Origin of the sequence: Lacticaseibacillus mingshuiensis (genome assembly GCF_016861785.1) — a bacterium.
Lineage (GTDB): Bacteria > Bacillota > Bacilli > Lactobacillales > Lactobacillaceae > Lacticaseibacillus > Lacticaseibacillus mingshuiensis.
Genome location: NZ_BOLS01000004.1, coordinates 146586 through 165230, shown reverse-complemented (window position 1 = coordinate 165230; position 18645 = coordinate 146586). Strand labels below are relative to the sequence as shown.

At 57.3% G+C, this 18645-nt stretch carries 15 protein-coding genes; 5 read left to right on the top strand and 10 right to left on the bottom strand.

Translation table 11 applies throughout. From position 1 onward, the window contains the following. Positions 1-672: 672 nt before the first annotated feature. Positions 673-756 (bottom strand): hypothetical protein, encoded by an 84-nt coding sequence (locus JUE67_RS12885; protein ID WP_373301790.1) that lies wholly within the window; start codon positions 754-756, stop codon positions 673-675. Between JUE67_RS12885 and JUE67_RS03990 the strand changes: the two genes are divergently transcribed. Beyond that, a complete protein-coding gene (locus JUE67_RS03990) occupies positions 743-1753 on the top strand; it encodes an AEC family transporter (RefSeq protein WP_373301789.1) in 1011 nt (336 codons plus the stop codon). The genes JUE67_RS12885 and JUE67_RS03990 overlap by 14 nt on opposite strands. 77 nt (positions 1754-1830) lie before the next feature. After that, positions 1831-2835 (top strand): NAD(P)-dependent oxidoreductase, encoded by a 1005-nt coding sequence (locus JUE67_RS03985; protein ID WP_203626203.1) that lies wholly within the window; start codon positions 1831-1833, stop codon positions 2833-2835. Positions 2836-2906: 71 nt separating this feature from the next. Here JUE67_RS03985 and JUE67_RS03980 read toward each other — a convergent pair whose 3' ends face one another. Further along, on the bottom strand, positions 2907-3617 hold the full coding sequence (locus JUE67_RS03980; RefSeq protein WP_203626204.1) for a response regulator: 711 nt from the start codon (positions 3615-3617) through the stop codon (positions 2907-2909). Further along, on the bottom strand, positions 3595-5223 hold the full coding sequence (locus JUE67_RS03975; RefSeq protein WP_203626205.1) for an ATP-binding protein: 1629 nt from the start codon (positions 5221-5223) through the stop codon (positions 3595-3597). Before JUE67_RS03975 ends, JUE67_RS03980 begins: the two co-directional genes overlap by 23 nt. A 653-nt stretch (positions 5224-5876) precedes the next feature. On the opposite strand from JUE67_RS03975, the gene JUE67_RS12850 reads away from it, so the two are divergent. Both JUE67_RS12850 and JUE67_RS03965 read left to right on the top strand, forming a co-directional pair. Then, a complete protein-coding gene (locus JUE67_RS12850; RefSeq protein WP_373300891.1) occupies positions 5877-6482 on the top strand; it encodes a hydrolase in 606 nt (201 codons plus the stop codon). 1175 nt (positions 6483-7657) lie between these two features. Further along, positions 7658-8770 (top strand): trans-sulfuration enzyme family protein, encoded by a 1113-nt coding sequence (locus tag JUE67_RS03965; RefSeq protein ID WP_203626206.1) that lies wholly within the window; start codon positions 7658-7660, stop codon positions 8768-8770. Between the two features lie 88 nt (positions 8771-8858). Here the strand turns inward: JUE67_RS03965 and JUE67_RS03960 are convergent, their stop codons facing one another. Continuing rightward, positions 8859-9950 carry an LCP family protein gene (locus JUE67_RS03960; protein WP_203626207.1) on the bottom strand — a complete coding sequence of 364 codons (1092 nt, stop codon included), beginning with the start codon at positions 9948-9950 and terminating at the stop codon, positions 8859-8861. Positions 9951-10120: 170 nt separating this feature from the next. Here JUE67_RS03960 and pepF point away from each other — a divergent pair, with 170 nt between their 5' ends. Beyond that, positions 10121-11917: an oligoendopeptidase F gene (gene pepF, locus JUE67_RS03955; RefSeq protein ID WP_203626208.1), complete on the top strand. Its 1797-nt coding sequence runs from the start codon at positions 10121-10123 to the stop codon at positions 11915-11917. A 179-nt stretch (positions 11918-12096) separates the two neighbouring features. Here pepF and JUE67_RS03950 read toward each other — a convergent pair whose 3' ends face one another. The 6 genes from JUE67_RS03950 to JUE67_RS03925 form a co-directional block, all read right to left on the bottom strand. Further along, complete coding sequence (locus JUE67_RS03950; RefSeq protein WP_125696620.1) at positions 12097-12888, bottom strand: metal ABC transporter permease; 792 nt, start codon at positions 12886-12888, stop codon at positions 12097-12099. Next, positions 12888-13598 carry a metal ABC transporter ATP-binding protein gene (locus JUE67_RS03945; RefSeq protein ID WP_203626209.1) on the bottom strand — a complete coding sequence of 237 codons (711 nt, stop codon included), beginning with the start codon at positions 13596-13598 and terminating at the stop codon, positions 12888-12890. The genes JUE67_RS03950 and JUE67_RS03945 overlap by 1 nt, the downstream gene beginning before the upstream one ends. Positions 13599-13945: 347 nt before the next feature. Further along, positions 13946-14290: a hypothetical protein gene (locus JUE67_RS03940; protein WP_203626210.1), complete on the bottom strand. Its 345-nt coding sequence runs from the start codon at positions 14288-14290 to the stop codon at positions 13946-13948. Positions 14291-14350: 60 nt separating this feature from the next. Continuing rightward, on the bottom strand, positions 14351-15853 hold the full coding sequence (locus JUE67_RS03935; RefSeq protein ID WP_203626211.1) for a gluconokinase: 1503 nt from the start codon (positions 15851-15853) through the stop codon (positions 14351-14353). Continuing rightward, a complete protein-coding gene (pulA, locus tag JUE67_RS03930; protein ID WP_203626212.1) occupies positions 15846-17741 on the bottom strand; it encodes a type I pullulanase in 1896 nt (631 codons plus the stop codon). Before pulA ends, JUE67_RS03935 begins: the two co-directional genes overlap by 8 nt. After that, entirely contained in the window at positions 17734-18411 is a 678-nt protein-coding gene (locus JUE67_RS03925) for an aldo-keto reductase family protein (RefSeq protein WP_203626213.1), read from the bottom strand. Before JUE67_RS03925 ends, pulA begins: the two co-directional genes overlap by 8 nt. Positions 18412-18645 lie beyond the last annotated feature (234 nt).

Here is an 18645-nt window from a genome sequence, read left to right as displayed (position 1 = left end):
GGGTGGGCGCCGGCCGAAAATTGGCTGGAACGCTCCCAAGTGACTTTAAGCCCGCAAAGGTCGCGGTCTTAAAGCTCACTTTCGTTGTAAGCGGCACTGCCGCTAACAACGACGAGGGGGCTGAGCCATTTTCGGCCAGCGCCCACCCTCACATCCAGCATTGACTTGACTTCAGCTTAAATCATAAACACAAAACCTTTGCGAAAGATTCAGAGAAGGCGATGCAATAGTCTCTTCTCAAGCGGCCGCATCCGATTTCTAACCGCCATCAATCCGAAGCGATGAACAGGCGCCTTCCATGTCCGAGTTCCTCCGTTCTCACCGCCTCACGCCCCTTCCCGCATGCATTTTCTACTGAGCAAGCCGATTTTCCCTGCGCCGGCCCGCCGCGCTTTGAAACGTTCCTCGCGATCTGTTGCATTTTTACTGGGACAGCTCTTTTAAAATCGCGGTCCACTTCGGCTATCCCGTGTGTCTCATTGTCGTCACATTCTGTATCTATTTTCACTTTGATACGAAACTTCGTGAACGTTATCTAGAGGTTCTGGAAAGCGGTTTACGGCGCGGTTGCTTACGGTTTTTCACAGTGTTTCTTTTGTTTCTGAAGGTTTCGTTAGTTGGAAAATGTTCACGGATTCACAATTGCACGGTAAGGTGAAGCTGTTGTTGAGTTCAATTCATGAAAGGTGGAAATACTATGGGTTTGTTAGACGCGATCAAGGCGACATTCACGAACAGTGCCATTATTAGTGCCATTACGTCTGTGATCTTTATCATCCTGCTTGGGTTCTACATGCGAAAGAAAGGGACTTTTGCCGAGAACTTTGGGAAGGTCTTGTCCAAAGTCGTTCTTTCTGTCGCATTGCCGGCGTTGGCTTTCAATTCATTCATGGCCGACATCGACTCCAAGACGCTTGCACAAGGGATGAACGTGCTGATCTGGGGGATCATCATCTATGTGATTCTGATCTTCGTCACCCCGCTGCCGTACTTGAAGTACAAGGGCGATAAGCGGACCACGCTGTCTGTTTTGACTATTTTCGGGTCGACGACGTTCTTCGGGATTCCGATCGTCGGCGCCGTGCTTGGGCCAAAGGGGATCATGTACAGCTCGATCTTCAACATTGGCTACCGGATCTTCCTTTATAGCTACGGCTACATCCGGATGTCTGGGCTGAAGATGGACAAGGACAATATTAAGAAAATGTTCCTCAACCCGGTTGTCATCGCAACGTTTGCCGGCTTGATTCTGTGGCTGATCCAGGGCTCCATGCCGCAAGTGACCGTGGCCGCTGCCACTGGCGGCACCGCAACAGTTGCCTTTTACCGCATCGACCAGACAGCAAAATGGCTCTTCCAGCCACTGTCTTATCTGGCGAACTTGACCTCCCCGCTGGCTTGGTTGTCCATCGGGATCACGCTTGGCTCCATTTCCTTCAAGGAAGCGGCGTCCGACAAGACTTCCTGGTACTACAGCTTCAACAAGGTCATCTTGGTACCGCTGCTCAACTTGGTTTTGCTGCTGATTCTGAACGCGACGCACATCATGCCTGTCGACTACACGGCGATCGCCACAATGTGCATTATGATGGCCACGCCAACCGCCGCTGTCACCTCTGCGTATGCGATCAGCTTTGATCACGAAGCGGTCATGGCCTCGGATGCCTCGCTGCTGTCGACCATCGTTGCCGTTGTCGCCATGCCGTTTTGGATCGCGATTCTGCAGATTCTCAATGCCGCAGGACTGTTTTAACAAGCAGACTTGTTTTGGAAAAATAGCGAGCTTATGCCGCTACACAACTGAGTGAATAGAAAGGGTGCGTGTCTGATATGTTTAAGATCGTTGCTTATGGCGTACGAGACAACGAGGTGCCGTATTTCAAGGCCCTCAACAAATACAATTATGAGCTGAAGCTGGTGCCGGAATTCTTGACCCACGACAATGTCGAAACGGCCAAAGGGGCAGATGGGGTGATGCTACGGGCGAATTGTGTCGCCGACGCGCAGAACCTGGCGAAGTTCAACGAATGGGGCATCAAATATGTAATGACCCGCACCGTGGGCTTCAACCACATCGACTTAAACGCGATCAAGCAATATGGCATGAAGTGCGCGCGCGTGCCTGCCTATTCCCCATATGCGGTCGCGGAACTCGCGATGACCTTGGGCATGATGCTGTATCGGCACACGGCCCTGGCCACCAGCAATACCAACGCTGGCAAGTTTGCCGTTGATCCGAACACTTTTTCCAAGGAGATTCATTCCAGCACCGTCGGCATCATCGGCGCCGGCAAGATTGGGGCAACCGAAGCCAGCTTGTACCACGGCATGGGCGCAACGGTTCTGGCATACGACCCTTACCCAAGCGACTATGCCCGCCAGTTCGTGACCTTCGTGGAGCAAGACGATCTGCTGGCAAAATCCGATATCATCTCGATTCACACCCCGTACTTCAAGGGCCAAAACGATGATTTCGTCAACGCCGACTTGATCGCCAAGATGAAAGATGGCGTCATGCTGGTCAACACCGCGCGCGGCGAGCTGAACGACTACAAGGCGGTCTTGGCCGCGTTGAAGTCTGGCAAGCTCGGCGGGTTTGCCACCGATGTTTACAAAAACGAGACCGAACTGCTCGGCCACACGTTTGATGGGGCCTTGGCGCAGGCCGATATGGAAGCCTTGCGCGAGCTTTATCCAAAGGTCCTGATGACGCCGCATATCGGTTCTTACACGGAGCCGGCCTTGCACGATATGATCGCCGTTTCGTACGACAACGTCGAGCAAGCGCAGCAAACCGGCCATACGGATAACGATATTCCGTTGCCAAAAGACTGATCGCAAGTCTCTGGAACGCGCAAAGGGCACCGAGGAAAAATTCCTCGGTGCCCTTTTGTGTCTCACCGTGCTCATTTTGGGGCTTGCGTTGGCCCCTCATTGTCCGTTAGCCGGTACACGGTGACCGGTCGGCCCACTTTCAAGTACTTGACCGCCCCGCTGACCTCGCCCTGCGCCAGCAGGTAATCTAAGTATTTTTTGGTCGAAATACGCGACAGCTTCACGACCTTGGCGACCTCTTGATTGGAGAAAGGTTGCGCCATTTCCTGCAGCTGCTGGCGAATGCGGCCGAGGGTATAGGCGGACAGGCCCTTGGGCAGCGTCGGCTCCGGCGTTGCTTCGGCCGGCGTCTCGGCGACAAACAGCTGGTCGAGGTCGGTCTGGGAAACAGAGCCATCCCCGCTAGTCATTTTCTGCACGGTCTGGAAACGCTGAATCGCCGTTTGAAACCGCGCAAAGGAAAAGGGTTTGACGAGATAATCCAGCACCCCGTAATCCAGCGCCTCGCGCACATGCCCGAGGTCACTGGCGGCGGTCAGCATGATGACCTGCGGATGCCAGTTGCGGGCGGTCATCTCCTGAAGCATCTCGGCGCCTGACAGGGTCGGCATGTAGACATCCAGCAAGATCAGGTCCGCCGGCTGGCTCTGATAGGCATCCAGCGCCGATTGGGCATCGCCAAATTCGCGCAGGGTCAGGTCCGTGCCCAGCACCCGCCGCAAATATTGGCCATTTAATTCCCGCACCATCGGGTCATCTTCAACAATCATCACTTGGGTCATCTGCATCCTCCTTTTCAGCCAGTGGTAATTCCACGGTCATCACAGTGCCGGCCGGCTCGTTGTCCTCGATCGCTAGGAAGCCGTGATGGGCCTTGACCACATCATTCACAAGCGCCAGCCCGTACCCGCGATCCGAGCCCTTCGTGGAAAAATGCTTGGCCAGGATCTTGTCTTTCAGTGCAGGCGCAACGCCTTGTCCATTATCCGCCACTTCAAGCAAAATAGTGCGGCTTTCTTCATCATAATTCAGACTGACGGCAACCGTGCCTGTTTTCACCGAAACGGCATCCAGCGCGTTGTCGATCAGATTGCCGAGGACCTTGATCAATTCGGCCTCGATCTTGGTATTTGTCTCACTCAGCGCCGGCAGCTGACTGTCCTCGCTCACGGTGAACGTCTTACCCTGCTCATGGGCTTCGTTGGCCTTCGCCAGCAAAAATCCCGTGACGGCCGGCAACTTGATGCGACTGTTAAGGCTACCAAACTCACTTTGATAATCGCGATGAAAATCAAAGACCAGCGTCTGGAGGCGATCGTATTGCTTGAGCTCGACCAGCCCGGAGATCACCTGCAATTTGTTCATGAACTCGTGCTGCTGAGCGCGCAAGGCTTCGATGTATTGCTTGGTGCCGGCCAGCTGGGCGACGAGCTGCTGATAATCGGATTGATCATGGACCAGGGCCAATTGCCCCAAGTTGCGCTTGCCGGCCATCAGCGGCGTGGTCGAAACGATCAGCTCCTTGCCCCTGACCGCGACTGGCCGATTCATCGCCTTAGCTTCATGAAAAAGCGCGTCATAGAGATCTGTCGTCAGTGCATTGCCGGCCGTCAACGCTGGAAACAGCTGACTGGCCTGGGCGTTGAGCTGAATGATCACGCGCTGGTCATCGATCGCGATCAAGCCATCTGACATACTTTCCCGCAGCGCGGTCAATTCAGTGACCTGGGCCGTGATCTGATCCGGCGTCATGCCCAGCAGCCGCTTGCGCAGATACAAGGAGACCCACGCCGCTCCGAACACCCCGAGCAACAGACCAATGAGGCCACCAATCAGAATCGGTTTTTGCGCCGCGAGAATCTCCGCCTGAACCGTCTTCACGGTGACGGTGATGCAGACGATGCCGATCTGCTGGCCATCTTTGATCACCGGGGTGAAATAGCGATATTCGGGGCCAAGCACGCCGACTGTTTTCGAATAGTGGGGCTTGCCGTTCAACGACTTGGCCGCATCATCTCTTAATAGGAAGGAACGGCCGATCTGATCTTTCACCGGATGCGACCAGCGGATGAGGTCCATGTTCATCACGACCACCGCGTCGACTTGCATCGTGGTCTGAATGCGGTGCGTGTAGCGCTCGATCGCATTATCCGCCGACGCGGGGGCCTGATACGCCTTGAGGTGCTGGAGCACGACCGGATTTTTGCGCACGGCCTCGCCGATATTATGAATGGTCTGATTGGTCCGGGTCTCCTCATTGGTCGCGGTTTGCCCGGCGACGAAAAGCCCGGAAATGATCAGCGCAATGGCGACCGTGATCACGATCACCAGCATGATCACCGCACGAAAAGAGATCCGGCGATGAATTTTGGTCAGCTGTTTCAACATAGTTTGTTTGCCTGAGTTCCGTTGGGATACGTCTATCTTACCATGACTGGATTTGTTATAGGGTGCGTAGGCCGCGGGATGGCGGAACAGCTAAGTCGGCTCAAGCACTTGATGGCGTCCTTTGCCGTCGAGTGCTTGAGTTGCCGCATGTTTCCACCTTGCGGGCCGGCGCCCAACTGTTACGTCAGGATCGTAAGATGGCGAACTCGGGTGAAAAATTGCACGTACAACGATTTTTGTAAAGTGGGGCGCTGGCCCACGCGAGCGGCCGCTTTTCGGCAAAATAGCCCACCGTGTGAACGCTTGCACGGAATTATGACAAGTGAAGTGGGAATACGCCAATATTACAGGAGCATGACATTGTGACAGTCCACGGCGTATTTGTAAACTTGCTGGCACTATCATGACACACCAGCTCGATATACTACTCTCAGATTTAAGTTGAAAAACCGCGAATCACACTTTTGGGAGTGACTTTTATTTTAATGAAGCGAATCAAAATGATGGCAGTCGCGATGTTCACAGTTCTTGGGGGACTGCTCGCGTTCTACTCATCTGACAAACCTGTTGAAGCGATCGCGCGCCCGGCTACCGGGACCCAGATCGTTCAAGCCGATCAAGTAACCTCAATCTCAGACAACGCTGCTGCAAGCATGGCCGCCAACATCGTGGCCACTAACGACTTGCGCAATCAACCGAATAAGATCGTCATCACCGTTGGCGTGAACCCATACGCCGTCGCTGAAGAAAAACGCGAAGCGAAGATCGCAGCTGCCAAGAAAGCCGCTGCGGCCCGCAAAGCTGCAGCTGCAAAGAAGGCCGCTGCTGAAAAGCTCGCTGCACAAAAGGCGGCCGCTGCAAAAGCCGCTGCAGCCCTTGCGGCACAGAAAGCAGCCGCTGCGCAGGCAGCTGCTGCAAAGGCGGCGGCCGCCAAAGCTGCTGCGGCTAGCCAGGCTACAACGACCACGACTGTCTCCAACACGACTGGTATCAACAAGGGGACGTTCAAGCTCAGCTTCTACGATCCTGCCGCCATGGGCTCAAGCTTGGGCTACGGCGGTGTTGCCGCTAACCTGTCCGTGTTCCCGCGTGGCACACAATTGAAGATCGTCCTTTCCAACGGCACAGTTTGGTACCGTACCGTCAACGACACCGGCGGCTTCGCCTATGCGAACCCCAACCAGCTGGATGTCGCAATGCCAAACAGCCAAATTCCATCAGCCGGGATCCTTTACGCAACGGTCTACGTTGTTGGCTGATCACAACTGAATAGCACAACCAAAGCCAGGAGCGCGTCTCCTGGCTTTTTTGATGTGTCGTTCCGGTCGGTAGCGGGTAGTGGCGCGCTTGCCCGCCCGCTCAGAACGCAAAAAGACGTTTCAACTCTGACCAGGTGTGCGCGTGGTCGAGTTGAAACGTCTTTGTTTTTCCCAGTTTGTCAATGTGCCCAAAAACCGGCGCGATTTTTTGTGCATGTTTAGATTTTTTGTCGATTCTCACTTTTTTGAAAAAAGGTCAGAATCGAAAAAAAAGATTCTGGCCCTTATGTACAACAAACACACCGGTCGAGGTGTCGTTTTAAGCATTGCCAGTGTGTTTGCGTGATTTTAGATTAGGATACTGCAGGCGCCTTGCTTGTGGGGCTTGGCGCGATCAGATTTCAACGGCGACAGCGTGATCAAGGCTCGATGCTTACTGCCGGACAACGGTGGTACTGGTAAAGCTGGTAAAACGATGGAACTGTGGAACAACCCACTCGCCTAATTTATGACACCACTGACTCGGATGCCCTTCATAGCAGCCACTCTAGGTTTGCGTACGGTATCCCCCGCACTGGGTCCGCCTGCCTCGGGGGAGATCGTTCCGTGTGGCCACACCAGAAGCCCCTTCTGCTGTCGATTAATATAGCACCGTGAAAACGGTTTTGTCAACTTTATTTGATGGCAAGTAAAGTGGCCGCGATATGCGGTGTAAAGGCGTTTAGAATGACGTCTTGTCAGCACTAGATATATTTATTTAAAATAACTTTCCCATCGTCGATCATCAGCCAATCTGTCCCCAAAATCACCGTGGCTTGGCCCAGCGCTCGCCTTCACCGCACCCACTGATCTCTCATCTGATTTTCACTATTGACCCATCTGGCTGGTTGGGCTAGGATTAGCGCAAGCGTAGAAAAGATGAGTACGCTGCCTGCGGACGCCTAGCGAGTCGGACCTGGTGCAAGCCGATCGCCGCATGCAGCTGAAGATGGTCTTGAAGCTGCCTGGGTGAAGCATTCGCCAAACTCTGGCCGGGTCCGCCCGTTACCGCGCAGAAGCAGTTTGCTTCGTGAGCGACTGGCGGTGACGTCAGTCGAAAACCGGGTGGCACCGCGAAGTCCATCGTCCCGCAGTTCATTTTGAACTGCGGTTTTTTAGTCCAGGAGGAAAAACAGATGACAAAATTAGCAACGACTCTGATTCAAGGATCCAACGGCAGTGACGACGCCCACACAGGTGCCGTGTCTGCCCCACTGTATTTTTCAACGGCCTTCCGCCATCCCGGCCTGGGGGCGTCGACCGGCTTTGATTATTCGCGGCTGACCGAACCGACGCGCGCCCTGCTTGAGCAGCAACTCGCCACGATCGAGCACGGCAGTCAGGCCCTGGCCACCTCGTCCGGCATGGCGGCGATCGACCTGGTCTTCAGCACGTTCACCAAAACCGGCGACCAGATCATTGCCAGCGACGATCTGTACGGCGGGACGTTCCGCTATTTTGACACGCGCAAGGCCAATTACAAGATCGATTACACCACCTGGGACGGCCGAGCGATCGAGGACCTGGTGGCCAAGATCACGCCCGCCACGAAGCTGATCTGGCTGGAGACCCCGTCGAACCCAACGATGAAGATCATCGACATTCAAGCTGTTGCAACGGCGGTCCATGCGGTGCGCGACGACATTTTGTTGGCCGTCGACAACACATTTTTGACCCCGGTCTACCAGACGCCGCTGACTACGGGTGCGGACCTGGTCGTGCATTCGGCGACCAAATACCTCGGCGGGCATAACGACATTCTCGCCGGGGCGGTGATCGCCAAGACCGACGCGCTGGCCGAGGCGTTGCGCGCGCAGCTGACCACGACCGGCCAAGTGCTCGACCCGTTCGACTCATGGCTGCTACTGCGGTCGCTGAAGACGCTGAGCGTGCGGATGCATGCGCACACCGCCAACGCCCAGTTTCTGGCGAAAGGCCTCGCGACCCTGCCCGCTGTCAGCAAGGTGCTTTACGCGGGGCAAGGCGGCATGATCAGCTTCTACCTGACGGAAAATACGGACGTGAACGCCTTTTTGCAACACCTGGCCGTCTGTTCATTCGCCGAAAGTCTCGGCGGGGTCGAAAGCCTCGTCACCGTCCCGGATGTGCAGACGCATCACGACATGCCGATCGCCCAGCGCCGCGCCCTCGGCATCACGCCGAACCTCATTCGCCTCAGCGTGGGCTTGGAGGACAAAGAAGACCTGCTGGCGGATCTGACCCAGGCCCTGGCAGCGGCGGGGAAATAAGGACCTCGCTTCCGCAAAAAGACCACAAAAACAGCGCATCGCCTCTCCACCCGGAAGAAGCGATGCGCTGTTTATTTTGGGGTCTGCGTTACTGGCCCACGCTGTACAAGGTATACGACGGATTGGCCCCGGAGTTCCAGTCAAACCCATATTGCGTGTTCAGGGCGTTTTCCTTGGTGATCAGGTTGTTCAGGGTCGTTTTGGGCAAGCCTAGCTCAGTGCGGATCGTGTCGGACGCAGCCTGGAGATTGGCGGTGCTGGCCACTTGGAAGGCCGCATCCCCAACGTAGGCGCCGATCGCCTTGAGCTGCTTGCGCTGCACGGTTTTGGCGCATGCCCGATAATTTTGCACGATGGCGACAAGGTCATCGAAGGTAAAATTCGTCCGCATGCTGCTGGAAAGTGAGTCCATCAGATTTGAATAGTTGCTGAGGGACCCGGCGGACAGGGCATTCTTGACGATCGACATGATCACTTCTTGTTGCCGTTTTTGCCGGCCGTTATCGCCTTCTGGATCCTCGTCGCGCATCCGGGCATAGGCCAAGGCGTGCGAGCCATCCAAGTGCGCCGGGCCCTTGGTGAAGGTCTGGCCGCCGGTGTTGGCGTCGGTCCAGGTGAATGGCACGTTGACATCGACGCCACCGACCGCATCCACGATCTTGACGAGCCCCGCCATGTTGACGGTGACATAGTAATCAAGCGGGATATTCAGCAGATTTTCCACCGTCTTGATTGCGGCCGTGGAATCGCCGTATGCATAGGCGGAATTGATCTTATCAATGCCGGTAACGCTACCGGTGTCGATCATTTCGGCCGCGGTATCGCGCGGGATGCTGAGCATCGTGGTGCGCTTGGCGGTTGGATTGATCGTCACAACAATGATCGTATCCGAGCGGCCCCGGTCGCTTCGGCCAAATGCCCCGGTATCCGTGCCCAGCAGCAGGATGCTCAGCGGCTTTTTCCCATCAAACGTGGTGTTGATCGGCTTTTCCACCTTGCCTGCCTTGGTCTTGACCGGCACATAGGTCTTGGCGATCGCATCTTTCGTTTGGGTAAAAATACGCGCCGCGTAGCCACCAACCAGCATGACTGCCGTCAAAACAAACAGTGTGATCAATTTACCGATCAGGTTGGTATTGCGGGATGGCTTGCGCGTGCGGTTCAATTTGTCATCGTCCATGGGCGGACCTCCGTCTAAAATGGCATAAAATTATTTTACCCGATTTCCCAGCAAATTGCGCTCTGTCGGCAAAATTCGCTGGCGGGTCAAAAGCGAACGAATGCCGTGGTGCAACGGGCGAGCGGCAATGTTACAATTAGATTATTATTAGAAATAGAGGAGATGTCTTGATGCAACAACTACCCACTCGCGATGCTGTCCCAACCGAATCGACTTGGGACCTGACCACGATTTTTCCAACTGATGATGCCTGGGAGCAAGCCCTCGCCGACGTGCAGGCCAGCGGCAAAAAAGCCAGCGCTTTGGCCGGCACACTTGCGACTGACGCTGATACGCTGGCCAATGGGATCACTACGATCTTGGCCGTTTACCGCCAGCTGGAGACCGTTTATGTCTATGCCAGCCTGAAAAGCGACCAGGATACCGGCAACGCCGTCTATCAGGCCATGAAGGCACGCGCGGCTTCCACCCTGGCTTCCGTGAACAGCGAACTCGCCTTCATGGAACCTGAGATCTTGGCGATTCCAGCCGCTGACCTGACCGCTTGGCTAGATGCCAACGAAACGCTGGCTGGCTATCGTCATTTCATCGATGGCATCACCGCCAACCGCGCCCACATCCGCACGAGTTCCGAAGAAGCCTTGCTTTCCGCGGCGGCCGATGCGCTCGGCGCAAGCAGTGCCACCTTCAACATTTTGAATAACTCGGACATCGAATTCGGAACGATCACCGACAAGGATGGCAACGAAGTCCAGCTGTCGCATGGCAAATACGGCGAATTGATCAGCTCGACTGACCGCCGCGTGCGCAAGGATGTTTTCCAGACCTTGTACAAGTCATACGGCCAATTGGAAAACACGTTTGCGCAGACCCTCACCGGCTCCGTGAAGGCCGACAACTTCCGCGCCAGCGCCCATCATTACGATAGCGCGCGCCAGGCCGCAATGAGCAATAACCACATTCCGGAAGCCGTCTACGAAACGCTGGTCAATGAAGTGGAGGCCCATCTGCCACTCCTGCATCGTTATGTCGCGCTGCGCAAACGCCTGCTCAAGGTGGACGACCTGCACATGTATGACATGTACGTCCCGCTGACCGGCGAGCCGCCGTTGACCTACACGATCGACGAGGCCAAGGCCGAAGCGAAAAAGGCCCTGGCACCCCTGGGCGAGGATTATCAGGCCCATTTGACCGAGATCTACGACAACCGCTACATCGATGTCGTGGAAAATCAGGGCAAGCGCTCAGGCGCCTATTCCGGTGGGGCTTATGATACAAACCCATTCATGTTGCTGAACTGGCACGACTCGCTGGATGAGCTGTTCACGTTGGTCCACGAAAGCGGCCATTCCGTGCATAGCTGGTACACGCGCCACAACCAGCCGTATGTTTACGGGGATTACCCGATCTTCGTGGCGGAGATCGCCTCGACCACAAACGAGAACCTGCTGACGGACTATTTTCTGAAGACCCAAACGGATCCGAAAGTCCGCGCGTACATTCTGAACCACTATCTGGACGGCTTTAAGGGCACCATTTTCCGCCAGACCCAGTTCACTGAATTCGAGCATTGGATCCATCAGCAGGATCAGCACCAACGCCCACTCACCGGCAAATCCATGTCCGCCTTTTACGGGGAGCTTAATGCCCGCTATTATGGCCCGGACGTGGAAAAAGACCCAGAGATTGCCCTGGAATGGGCACGCATCCCGCATTTTTACCGCCAGTATTACGTCTATCAATACGCGACTGGCTTCGCTGCGGCCTCAACTCTGGCCGGCCGCATCAACGATGGCGTCCCGGGCGCCGTTGACCAGTACCTCGGCTACCTTAAATCCGGCAGCTCGAAATACGCGATCGACACCATGCAAGCAGCCGGCGTCGACATGACCAAGCCAGACTACCTAGAAGACGCCTTCGCGCTATTCGAAAGCCGCCTCAACGAACTCGAGGGCTTGATCGGGTAATCTAGCCGATACCGCTCTCAATGTACGTAAAAAACCGTTCAGCGTGCGATTTGCAGCTGAACGGTCTTTTTGTATTTACAGGTCTCGTGTTCATGGATAGCCATTCGATGAGGCAGTTAAGGGCTCAAACTGAGGGGTGGGACCGCCATCTTCCGCTATCCCTCAAAGTGTGTGCCACATTAGTCCCGCAACCGATGCACCCCAAGCGCGATGAAGTAGAAAACGAACTCGATCGCCGCGATGAAGAACGTCACCGGCCAGTTGGTGAGGTACCCCAGCGCCAGGCCAGCCCACACGCCGATCAAACCGGCCGCAACGGAGATCACCAGCATCTGCGGCAGCGTGCGGCCCAGGTATTTGGCAACAGACGGCGGCAAGGTCAACAGGATAAACACCAGCAACGACCCGACGATCTGTGCCCCGATCGACACGGAGATCGCGAGGATCAGGAGAAAATAGATCGAGATCCAGTTGCCGCGAACGCCTTGGGCCCGCGCGCCCACCGCATCAAATGAATCGAAGGCCAATTTGCGGTAACCAAAGCCCATTGTCAGAAGCACCCCGGCGGCCAGCGCGACCAGCTGCCACACATCCTGGCGCGAGATGCCGATGATGCTGCCGAACAGAATCGTCGTCGCGTAACTCGAGCTTTCGTTGGAGAGCGAGAGAAACAGGATGCCAAGGCCGATGAAGACGCTTGAGACCGCCGAGATCGAGGCCTCCCGCCGCGACTGTTTGACGGACAGTTTGCCCACGGTCAGGCTGGCCAAAATCGTGAACAGCAGCATGCCATCCAGTGGCCGTATTGCGACGAAGACGGCAAAGGCGGCGCCGGCAAAGCCGACTTCCGACAGCGTGTGGGCGAGAAACGACATCCCCCGCGCAGTGACAAAGACCCCGACAATGCCAGTCGTGATCGCGATGAAGGTGGCCGCCAGCCACGCATTTTGCATAAAGTCATACGTGAACATCAGTGCGCCGCCTCCTCTTCCTCGCCGCTTTTGAGCTCATCCGGCATCGTCGCGATATCCATCTGGGCGGTGGCCCGCATCTCGTAATGCCCTGGCGTCAGTAGCAGGTATTGATCGGTGTAAGCCTTGGCCAAGCCGAGGTCATGCGTGACAAATAGAACAGTGAGGCCCAGCGTTTCGTTGAGCTCCTTGACTAAGCCCATCAACTCTTCTTTCGTGTTGACGTCCAGGCTGGCCGTCGCCTCGTCGAGAATCAAAAAGTTTGGCTGCGTCAACAGCGCCTGGGCCAGATACGCCTTTTGCTTTTCCCCACCGGATGCCCGGCCCATGGCGAGCGTTCGCCGCTCGAGCAAGTGGGTCTGCGTCAGGGCCTGATGCAGCGCCGCTTTTTCCCGCTTGGTGTGCCATGGAAAACCGTGGCCCAGCTGATTGAGCTGCACGAAGCTCGCAATGGTCAGCGGAAATTCGCTATCGATGTTGCGAAATTGCGGCACGTAGCCCAGCTTCATGTCAGCCGTGAACGTGATCGTCCCGGCGGTTGGCTGCAGCTCGCCCATCAACAGGCGCACCAGCGTAGTCTTGCCCACCCCGTTGGCCCCGATGAGACTGGTCATCGAGCCCCGCGGCAGGGTAAAACTGAGATCTTCATAAAGCGGCCGATCGCGGAAGCCGAAGCTCAGGTGGTCGACGGTCAATAATGGCGCCGTCATATCATCCCTCCAAAACAGTAACAGTTACGATTAATAATTCTATATTACCCGAGGTTTGCAGAAAATGCCAGTGCCCCACCCGATTTTTTTCAGCTCGGTGAGGCGGCCCACCGGCGAAAAGTCCGAAAAAAAGGAAACTAGGAAAACTTTTGTCCCAGTTTCTGTCTAGCGCACCAATATCATAGCAGTGTCGTGGGCCAAATGTCCGGGTCCGAGCAGCTAGGGCCTCAAGCGCCTGGTCCAAAGTGCGGACCTGGCGCTTGAGACACTTACATGTCGGACCCAAAAACGACATTTGTCCCCCTTCCGAAAAAAAGCGCCGCGCACCGAGGCACGCAGCGTTCCACTTATTTTTGGTTGAGCTGACTGAGATCGTTGGCTTCGCTGAAATCCAGGTAGATCGTCTTCGGCTTGTCCTTGGCGATCAGAATGTAGCCATGGCCGAGAAACGGCTTGTCGCCACTGTAAGTCAGCGGAAATTCCTGGGCCGGCGCCAAGTCGCCCTGAACGATCATCGCGTACATCTCGTCCTCATCATGATCATCGGAGAAAAACACCGCAACCGGCGCCGTGACCAGCTGATCGGCTTTGCTCATGAGGTGAAGCACGTCAAACAACTGATCGGTCACTTCTTTGGGAAAAACGGCAGCCACTGCCTCGCTCACATGCGAGCGCTTTGAAGACTCGTACATCATGTCCCTGCTTTCTGAAAATTGATAGGCTCAGCATACCATATCCGCGATCCGCGCGTGCTACAACAGCGGCTGGCGCTGAATCGCCGCAAGGGCCGCTGCGGTCGCCTCGTTTTGGCGGCTGGCCTGATGCCACAGATGAAACAATTGGCGATACGCGGCATGGCGCGCCGGATCCGGTTGGGTGACGGCACCTGTGATTGGCGGGACCACGTCTTCGGCTGCCACGACCCAATTCAAGGCCTGCATGCCGATCGCGGCTGCGCCCAAGGCCGCCGCCTGCCCGCCGGCTTGAACCGCCAGTGGCAGGCCAAAGATATCCGCGACGATCTGCCGCCACAGCGCGCTTTGGGTAAAGCCGCCGGTGGCTGTGATCAGATCCATTTCGCCTATCAATGGCCACATCAATTCGGCGACATCCAGCAGCGCAAACCCGATGCCTTCCATCACGGCGCGGGCCATATCCGCTTGCGTGTGTTGCCGCGCAAGCCCCAAAAAGGCGCCGCGCGCCTCGGCCGTCCACAACGGCGCGCGAGCCCCGGCCAGATAAGGTAAAAATAATAACCCGTTGGCCCCAACTGGCCGGGTCCCAGCGGCTTGGGTCAACACTTCGACGCTGCCCGCCCCGACCAAGTCGCGCAGCCACGCCAAGGCATTGGCCACATTATTCAGCGGGCCACCCAGCACCCATTGATCCTGTCCCAGATAATAGGTGAAAAGTCGGCCGCCGAGATCTTGCACCGGCTTTTCCGTCATCACGCGCACCGCGCCGGACGTGCCAACCGAAAGCGCGAGGCGTCCGGCCGTCGCGGCCCCCGCCCCAAGCGTGCTCAAACAGCCGTCACTCGCGCCCGCAAACAACGGCAGTCCTGCCGGCAAGCCAGTCTGTTCGGCCACCGCATCCGCCAGCCGCCCCACTTCCGCAGTGGGCTCGACCAGCTGTGGCAACTGGGCGCGCGAAATGCCGGCCAATGCCACCAGATCATCCGCCCAGTCCATCGTGTGCAGGTCAAACAGCGCCGTCGCATTGGCCAGTGAGCGATCGATCACATAGTCGCCGCCCAACGCCAACAGCACATAGGACTTGATGCCGCACACACGCACGGCCTGATTCAACAGCGCCGGTTGCGTTTGCCGAAGCCACAGCAATTTGCTGAGGGGCGCCATCGGATGAAGCGGCACCCCGGTCCGGGCGAAGATCGTCGCCGCATCCGGCCGGGCCTTCAGCGTCTCCGTTGCCTCGGCGGGCCGATTGTCTGCCCAGGTCATCAGCGGGGCCAATGGGTGGCCCGCCTTGTCCAGAAGCAAGAGACTATGCATCGCGGCGGAAAAACTGAGCCCGCTGATCCGGCCTGGGGCGATTTTTCCCGCCATATCGCGCAGGCCGGCCACGACTGCCAAAACGATCGCATCCGCATTCTGTTCGGCTTTGCCTGTGACGTCTTCCGCCATTGGGTAGCCGTGCTCGGCTTCGGCGTACAGCGTTCCATCGGCGCCAAATGCGGCCACCTTCGTGCTGGTGGTGCCGATGTCCACGCCTAAGACCACCTGCGCCTCAAGCATGACGGGCCTCCGCCACTGCGACCAAGGCGCTGAGGGGCGCCACGGTCAGGGTGGTCGTTGCCTGAAGCTGAGGCGCGTCGACCACCGTCGCATCATCGACCAAGACGGTATACTCGCCGGCGGGAACGGTCAGCTGTTGCGGCTGGTCGCTGGCATTGACGGCGATGATCATGGTCTCGTTGCCGCTGGTCGTTTGGTAGGCGACAAGCTGCGCCGTGGCCACCAATGGCGCCACATTTTCCAATAAGGCGTTGGCATCGGGCTGGCGCAGTGCGGGATGGGCGCGCCGCAGCTGAATCAGTGCATGGACATAAGCGACGGCGGCGGGGTATTGCAGCTGGCGGTCCCAGTCGATCGCGTTGACCGCGTCGCCGGAGCGATACGAATTGTCGTCGCCGTCCTTGGTGCGCATGAAGGCTTGGCCGAGCTGCAAAAATGGCACGCCTTGCGCAAGAAGCACGATGCTGATCGCCAAAAGCGCCCGCCGCACACGGGTCGCATCCGGCTCATCCGGCGCGACTGCGGTCAGTTTGTCGTACAGGGTCAAATTGTCGTGCGCTTCCACATACTGGATGACCTGGTCGGGACCAAGATACCGACCCTTCAGTGCAGGCACCGCCACCTGCCCCATCATCTGAGGCGCAAGGGCCGCCCCATTGCCGGCGCCACTGACAAAGCCGGGGTTGCTGGCGATGAACACATCCCCCTTGGCCAGGTCGCGCAAATCGTCATTGAAAAACGCGATGTGCGGCAAGCGACTGGCGTTGGCCTGAATCGCCTTTTGCGCAGTCGGCAGCGGCGTGGCCATGTCCCAGCCTTCGCCGAGCACCATGATGCTGGGGTCGATCTCATCCAGCGCCGCGCGCACGGCCTGCATGGTCGCCACGTCCAGAATGCCCATCAGATCGAAGCGAAACCCGTCGAGCTGGTAGTCTTTTGCCCAATCGCGCACGCTGTCGACGATGTATTTGCGGGCCATCACCCGCTCGGAGGCAAAATCATTCCCGGTCCCGGTGCCATCGGAAAGGCTGCCATCCGCATTGTGGCGGAAAAAGTGGCCCGGCTCAACTTTCCCCAGCGCGTGGGTCGCCGCATCAAAGACGTGGTTGTACACGACGTCCATGATCACGCGCAACCCGTTGTTGTGAAGCGTCTGAATCATTGTCTTGAGTTCCTTGATGCGGGTCGCCGGATTCGTGGCATCCGTCGCATAACTGCCTTCCGGAACGCTGTGATTCAGCGGGTCATAGCCCCAATTTTGCTGAGGCACGTCCGGCTTGGTCTCGTCGACGGTCGCGAAATCATAGATCGGCATCAACTGCACATGCGTGGCGCCGCTTGCCTTCAAATAGGCGAGGCCACTGACGGCGCCACGCGGGGTGCGGGTGTCTGCTTCCGTCAGGCCGAGGTACTGCCCGCGGTGATTTATCCCACTATTTTCAGCGATGGACAGATCACGAATGTCCGCCTCCACGATCACCGCATCCACCGGACTGGAAAAAGCCGGCAGCCGTGCGCCCCAGTTGGCCGGCACCGTGTCTTCAGGCGCAAGGACTACTGAGCGCTTGCCGTTGACGATCGCCGCCTTGGCATACGGGTCAAACAGGTCGTCGCGCGTCTCGTCGGCATGCACCACGGAAAATGTGTAGACCGTGCCGCGCATATCCCCGACAATATCGACCGTCCACACGCCCTGATCGCCGCGCATCATGGCGATCGTCTCTTCCAGCACGCTGTCCGGCGTCGCGTCGGCATAGCGCTTCAGGGTCACGGCGCGGGCGGTCGGCGCCCACAGCCGAAAACGGGTGAAGGTCTTGCGGTACGTTGGCCCCAGCGGCCCATCGTAGGCATATTGGACGTCGATCTGCTCTGGTGTCAATTCAGTCATGGTGTTTTGCCTCATTTTCCTGGCGGTGCGTCGCGGCGCGTTCGGCGGCCGGAATCTGGTAGCGGCTAGGCTTGAAGATCCGGCCATCCAAGGCGTCGAGCACCTGCATGTCTTGAAAACTCAATTCGAAATCAAATATTGCGGTGGCCTGCGCCGGGGTGAGCCACTGGCTATCCACGACCGGCAGGAGCCCGTGCTCCAAAGCCCAGCGAAGCGCGAGTTGCTCAGGCAACTTCTGGAACCGCGCCGCCATTTTGCGTAAGGGTTTGAGCTGATTCAGCTGCCCGTTGAAAAATAGGTCGGTCACCACTGTCACTTGGCCGGCGTCGCGATCTTCCGCGCGCCCGGCCGCATCCTGGTGAAGCAGGTCAAGGCGGCGCCACACGACGGGCACAGCGGGCGATGCGGGCGTGTTGGGTGCCGTTGGGACTGGAATTGTTAGCGTTGGCGTTATTGTCGCGGATGAGGACACCGCTTTGCCCAGTATGGTGACGGTTGTTTGCGCCGAGGTGGGCACGAGGTCATCTGGGGTGGCGAGGACAAAATGGGTAAAGCCCGCCGCCTGTGCTTGCGCCAGCGTGTCAGCATCTGTGGCATGAAACGCCATGATGGGAATCTGCGTCCCATCCTTCAGTTGGGTCGTATCTGTCGGTCCGGTCAAATGGGCCACTGGAACCACTTCCTTTGGGGTCTATTTTAGCATACACAGCGGGGCTAATTCGTTCAGTGTTCGTTGGCCCCCGGGTGGCGCCGGCCAGAACTGGCTGGCGACCGGAGTAGAGCGGACAAACGACTTTGAGCCCGCCAAAAGCACGGTCTCAAAGCTCGTTTTCGTTGTAAGCGGCACAGCCGCTAACAACGACGAGGGGGCTGAGCCATTTCTGGCCGGCGCCCACCCTTACAT